Source organism: Peptoniphilus hominis (ex Hitch et al. 2025), assembly GCF_040096015.1.
GTDB lineage: Bacteria > Bacillota > Clostridia > Tissierellales > Peptoniphilaceae > Peptoniphilus_A > Peptoniphilus_A hominis.
On sequence record NZ_JBBMFO010000046.1, the window covers coordinates 1 to 7,045 of the forward strand.

At 34.2% G+C, this 7,045-nt stretch carries 1 protein-coding gene and 1 pseudogene; both read left to right on the forward strand.

The features are described from left to right. Window positions 1-94 precede the first annotated feature (94 nt). On the forward strand, window positions 95-5,488 hold the full coding sequence (locus tag WMO19_RS09375; protein WP_349171589.1) for a hypothetical protein: 5,394 nt from the start codon (window positions 95-97) through the stop codon (window positions 5,486-5,488). Between the two features lie 91 nt (window positions 5,489-5,579). Continuing rightward, window positions 5,580-7,045, forward strand: a pseudogene (locus WMO19_RS09380) (hypothetical protein); the annotation flags it as partial.

The window sequence follows — 7,045 nt, forward strand, 5'->3', positions numbered from 1 at the left end:
TCATACTACTTCTTCATTATACAAAAATAGTGCAAGATAGGAATTACTTCCTTTCTTACACTATTTATGGTACTAAATAGAAAGGAGAAATGAAATGGATAAAAAACAAAAATCAAAACAATTGATGGCATTATTCTTATCAATACTTATGATAGTAGGAATATTGCCACTCAACATCTTTGCTGAAGAACCACAACTTCCTGGCACATCTACTCGTGCAGTAGATCCGGAAGGGAAACCTTCAGTTAACTGGGAAGAAGACGCCACAGCTACAGATGATGGCTCTGGTTATTGGTCACTTCCTGAAAATGTAAAAATAATCAAAGGACAAAGAGGAGCCGACCCACTTAATACCCTTGGCTTTACTTATCTTGGTAGATACTATGACCAAAATGGAAGGATAGTTCTAAAATTTGAAGTTAGCCATAGAAACCAAGCTGACAGTAGTGTTTGGGATAGATTTGTTATGAGGTTCCCATCTGAGTTATATCAAAAGATTGATAGAGAGGCTTCATACGTACTTTGGAAACAGACAGAAGTTTTTTCTATTAACAATTTTGACACACTAGATGTATCTACTGTTAGGGGACAAAGCGCCAACTGCCTACAATTCCCTTATAGAAATGTAGGTACTCAATATGGTCACAGAGAAGTTAATATAGTTTTAAAAGCTGATACTGATTGGGACAAGACTTTTGCACAAAAGACACAAGTAGTTCAATTAAGACTGTATAATAGCAATAACAACAATTTAAAGATATTCTCTACAGCTGGAGGATATAAGGGTGCTGACTATGCTGCACTAGGATATAATACCTATACTAAAATTGCAGTTGTAGGTGATTTATCAAAAAGACCTAAGGATTTAATGGAATCAACTACTAAATCTTTTACATTTGTTGGTGGACAAAATGACCAGTTCCATTCAGCAGACTCAGCCCTACAACTTGATAGAGATGATAAAAAAGTTAGACTAATCTATACTTTTGCTTCAGATGTCGTTAGCGGAAAGATGGATGGAGACAAGTATGGCATTAGACAAACTCTTGATAGAGACTTCATTAAATATCTTGACTTAGGAAATAAAGGTAAAACAGCTGAAGAAAAAAATCAAATCGGTTCTATCTATTTCCTATCTGAAAATGAAACGCCAATTGGAACAAAACTTCCTATCTACGCAAGTTATATAGAAGGTTTGGAATTAAATCCAGATGGCTCAGCAAAGCTTGATGGAGAAGGAAACCCAACATTTAACCGTGAAGATGGTGCTGTATTCTTACAATTTGCAGAAACAGGCTATGAGTATAAAGATAATGTTGATTCAGCAGATCCAAACTATGTTGAATCTCCAAAAACAGATTTTCAAGATATTTTAAGAGATGGACCTCAAGGTTCTGGATCTATTATGGTCTTTGAATATAATATAGACCCAGAAAAGATAAATGAAGATTTAGTTAAGGATAAGGAACTATCAAAGAACTTTATGTTTGACACAAGATATATCCTATCAAACAATAAAGGTGTTAGAAAATATACTACAACTACAACTGAAGATATAGTTATACAACCTAACAAGAGTAATTTCTTTACCATTAACTTCAAGCCATACGTAAACATATCAGATGGTATGGTAGCTCAAGCAGATAAAGACTTTGTGCTAAATATAGGTGGCAGTGAAGGAATTTGGAAGTCTTGGAAAAGAGAAGGACATGCTTTCTTCCCTGATACTGATGATTACGCTATAAATATGTATGGTTGGCAGTTTTATATGAAAGATCATAATATAAAAACTGGTATGACTATAAAGGCAGGAACTCCTATAACAGTTTATTTGCCAAACCTTGACTATGGAAATAAGTCAAGAGTTCCTGATTTTGTTGACTTTGATATAGTTACAGGAGAACAAAAGGGAATATCAGGAGATAAGCTAAAAAATAAACAATCATTAACAGGTAATAAATTTTTAAGACTTAAAAAAGTTACTAAAGCTGATGGCTCTGATATTTTCTACCCACCAATGTATTTTAAAAACTCAATTTCAACTGTTGGTGCAACAGCTGTAATCGAAAAATATGTTCCTATAGTAGATGAAATTTTCACAGATTCTAAAGAATTTACTGGAATTATGAGAAGTGAAGGTGGAGTTAGATCAGAACTTTACATTCCAGAAGAAGCTAAGTCTACACATTATTTAGGAAAATCATTTATTAACACAGAAGAAAATAAAGATGGCGATATAACTGCTTATTTAAGATCTGACGGAAAAGAAGAAGCTCAAAAATTTGCAGTAAACAATGATGGTACATCAGCTATTTTTGAAAAGAGAACTTTTGATAAAAAGGAATACGAAGGACTTGCTTTTAATATTAAGAAACAATATTTTGGAGCAGAAAGCATTAAGTATGCAACTCAAAACAAAGCTGTTGAAGAACTTGGATTATTAAGAGACCAACCTATTGTATTTACAACTTATTCTGAAACTTCTTTAAAATCAGAACCAGTAATAGAACAAGTTCAAACAAAAGTAAAATTTGACCTTAATGGACAAACATCAAAGGAAAATCTTACTGTTATTGAAAAGATTGCTCCTCTAAGCAACCAATACAGATATGATTACTTGACAGGAGAAGTAAACAAAAATTATAAACCATCAGGTTTTGAAGGCGACTATGTTAGATATGTTGATGAAAACAAGAAAACTAAGGAAGTTGACGGCAGGACTTATCAAAACATCATTAGCCATGACGGTTTAGAATATGATTTGACAAACAAAGATCAAAAGGCAGCTTTCTTAAAGAGACAAATGCCAACTAAAAATGAAATAAATGTACCACAAGGTAAGAGAATTCTTGGTTGGACAACTACTAAGTTAACAGACATAGCTGGTGGAAAGACAGCTGTAGAACAATTTAACGAACTTAGAGATGCTAACAAGATTATAAAGGAAGCTAAAGATTGGGAAAAAGTTGATGCAAATGAAAATTACATCTTCGATTCAAAATCTCCAATCGATAAAGAAAGAACAGTTTACGCAGTTTATGGCGAAGGTATTAATATCGTCCTTCACTCAAATAACACTGCTGATCCTAAAGATGAAACAACTATAACAATTCCAGTAACTATATCTGATATTGATAGTACAAACAAAATTATTGATCAAGTTTCAAGTGCAACAATTTCAAAAATGAAGGGTAATCTTGTTATTAAAGAACTTCCTAAGGTTCCAGTAACTGGAGAACAATCTGAAATTGATAAGATTACAGATGCAAATGCAAAACTATTTAACAAACCAAACAATTCATTCCTTGGTTGGACACTTTATAGATACTCTAACGATCCACAAGAATCAAAATTAATTGCTGGTAAAAATAATGAAAGAATTGGCGAATTGTTAAGTGGTGTAGTTTCAGGTGGAACAAAGAGAATTCCAAAGAGTACTGAATGGATCAAAGATTTAAGAGGAGATCAATACAAATATACAAGATATATTCCAAATACTTTCTCTATAGCATTAAGAGCACAAGATGTTCCAAGTAAGGATAATAATGACGGAGTAGGAATATATAATATTTTCTTAGATGCAATTGATGAAGGTAAAGACCTTCACTTATATGCAAACTACAGACCATTCTTTGAAGTAAAAGTTCATCCTTCTTATATGAATATTGATAAGAATCAAGGAGAATTTGGTAAGTATGTAAATACTGTTGAAGATGCTAATAAAAAGCCAGTTAATGTAGGTTTACTACACAGAACTGCTGTAACTGATTATGGTACACCAACAGTTCACCAAAATGCTAGTTACTATCCACTTCCAGGTGGAACTAATGCTTTGAAAGCTTGGGATGGCAAATCAACAACTCCTTTAACTTGGAAAGTTCCAGGATTTGACGAATTAGGACAAAGAAAATCTTATGTATCAGTAATTGTTACAGATGATTTAAAAGACGCTTATGCAAACTTTACAGCACCTAACTGGGGTTCATTGGGAGCAAAAACTTATATAAGACTTCAAGATTCAACTGCTACACAAGATCCTAATGCACCTAAAAACTTACACGAAAATGCAGGCAACCCTTATGGAGATCCACTTGCAAAAGACCAATCTTTCACTCTTGGAGTAGATGCCTTTACATCTGCAACTTCAAGAAAATCACTTCTAACAAATGGAGATAACCAAGAAGTAATTGGATATGAAATTTGGAACACATCAACACCAATTGATATTCCAAAGCCAGTATTTGACAATGTATATGATGATGAAACAGAAGCTAAATTACACTGGACAGACGCTGAAAAGAATGCTGACATTAAAAAGATTATTTTAAAAGTCGCAGACGATAACGAAGTAACTCTTGTAAAACAAAATGATGGAACTTACACTGACGGAACTATAACAGCTACTCCTAATGGAGATAAACTTGTTTTAAGTCCGCTTAATCTACAAGGAAAAGCAGACAAAGACATCGTAGCTAAATATGTAGTTGAAAAATCTGGTCAAGAAGTTACAGGCCCTGAAGGAAGAATTACAATTAACAAGAGAGGTTCATCTGCACCTGTTGAAGAAATGAAACAAATTCCAAACGATGCTGATGGAAAATCAAAGATTGAGTTTAAAGTTCCAGACCCAGTTTTAAATAAACCTACTAAAGGCACAGTTTACACTGCACAAAAATGGGATGAAACTCAAAATAAATGGGTTGATTTAGGAAAAGTAACTCTTGATTCTGACAACGATAAGGGAACAAAGAAAGAGATAACTTTAGATGGCGATGTAAAAGACGGCGACATCATAAGAATAAAATCTGAACAACCAAATCTTAAACCTAACGATTCAACAGGAACAGGCGATGCAAATTACACACCACAAGACGGCGATGAAAATCGTAAGTATGTAAAAATTGATAAGGCTGGCCCTGAAGCAAATGTAACAGCAAAGGACGAAGAATTTAGAAGATTTATCGACCTTGAAGGAACTATAAAGGAAATTCCTGATGGAAGAAAAGTTAAGATAACAATTGATTATAAAGACGGAAATCCTGTAGAAATGGAAAAAGAAATCACAGTTGAAAATAGACAAAATATAATCAAAGAACTTAACACAGTTTTAAGAAAGGGAATTGAAGAAGGAAAGATTCCTGAAATTAAGATTGTAGCAGTTGATAAATTTGGCAATAGCCAAGAATCAGAGGTAGATTACACAGAATCTTATCAACTAAAAGTTTTAATTACTGGCGAAAGAGCTGGCAAGAAATTTGTAAAAGTTTCAGCAGATAAAGCCAACGCCACTGTAACTATTAAGGTTATGAATAATGGACAAGAAGTTTCAAGTGCAAGTGCAACAGTGACAGCACCTAATACATTTGTAAAAGTAAGATTTAACAATGGATATGCACTACAATCAGGTGACAAACTTGTTATATCAGGTACAGCAACTGAAAATGGAAAGACTTACACTTCAAATCCATATGAGAGAGCTGTTAAGTAAAAGTTTAGTAGTTAAAGCTAAAAATCAAAAAGAAACAAAGTTAAATGTAAGAAGTTTTATTAGGGGAGCTTAGCTCCCCAAAGGAGGCAAAATGAAAATTAACAAAAGATTGCTTTCATTTTTCCTTGCAGTATTAATGGTAGTTTCCACTTTTGGAGACTCTGTATATGCAATTTCAGAAAATGTTAAAGCCAATAGCGCAAACAAAAAAACTGAAATAGAAGGAAAAGTAGAAGGCAATAAGGAAGTATTTACTTTTGACCTAAGTAAATTAAAGAAAAAAGAAACAGCAGAACCTATGAGTTTAAAGGCAATGCCTGCAAGAGCACCTCGTAGAGCACCGGTTCAAAACGACACTACAGTAAATATAAAAGCTGAAGGTTTAAATGGAGGAGCTTTTGATTGGGATGCACTTCCTAATAAAGAATTTAAACTTATAGCTAAGTGGAAAACTAAAGATGGTCAAGATCATGAAAAAACTTTTGCAACAATCACAGCAGCAGGCACAACTACCCACAATGTAGGGTGGCCAGTTGATGGAACTATGACAGGCAATGCCTCAATAGAAACTAGTTATCACCAAAATATAGAAGTTCGTGTAATTGATGTTTACTCTTCATCAACAGGAGGAGCAGGTAAGTTAGTTTTTGATATTACACTAAAGGAACTTGCCGAACCAAGAGCTGAGGTAAAATACGTTGACCCTTATGGAAGACCAATAACAGACCCAGCAGATTTACCAACAGGCACAATGCCAAAGGTAACTGCACCTGAATTAACAGATGTTGAAATTGATTTGCCAAACACTTCAAAACAAATCAACATGAGATCATCAGATGATATTGATGAAGATGAACTACACGAAGCAGGAAATGGTTTAACATTTAAAGTTGATGGTAAAACAACTGGCGAAACAGTAACAATAGACAACAAAGAATATAAACTTGATATATCAGCGCCAAACGCAAAAGAAATCGGCACAATCAAAATGGTATATCAAAAAGATGTTCTAGTACCACCAGCTGATGGCGATGGAAATCCTGTAGCTCCTGCAGATGGCTATGTTCGTTTAACCTTTGATGCAAACGAAAAAGTTGAAGCAGGCAAAACAGGAATAACAGGAACACACAAGAATGGTTTATATGCAGGAAAGCAAAAATCATATATCGATGTAAAACAAGGCGTTAATTATGATAATGCAAACCTACAAGCTGCAATCAAAGAATTATCAACAACAGGAACAAAAGATGTAAATGGTGAAACAAAAGAATATGCCCAAGATGCAAAAAACCCATGGACACCAGCCGTTCCAACTGATACAACAACAGTAGCAGCAGCAACTTACAACGCACAATACACAAAAACAACAGCCGAACAAGTAGAAGAACTAGGTGGCTTAAAAGCAAAAGACATCGCAGTATGGGTAGGAGATCAAATCACTTGGGCAAATGGAGTAGAAGCAAAAGACGCAGCAAAAGCAGCAGACATAGCAAAACTACTACAAGGAGCAACAGTAGAAGATCTATCAAACAGAAACTCAGACACAAAGGGCGAATA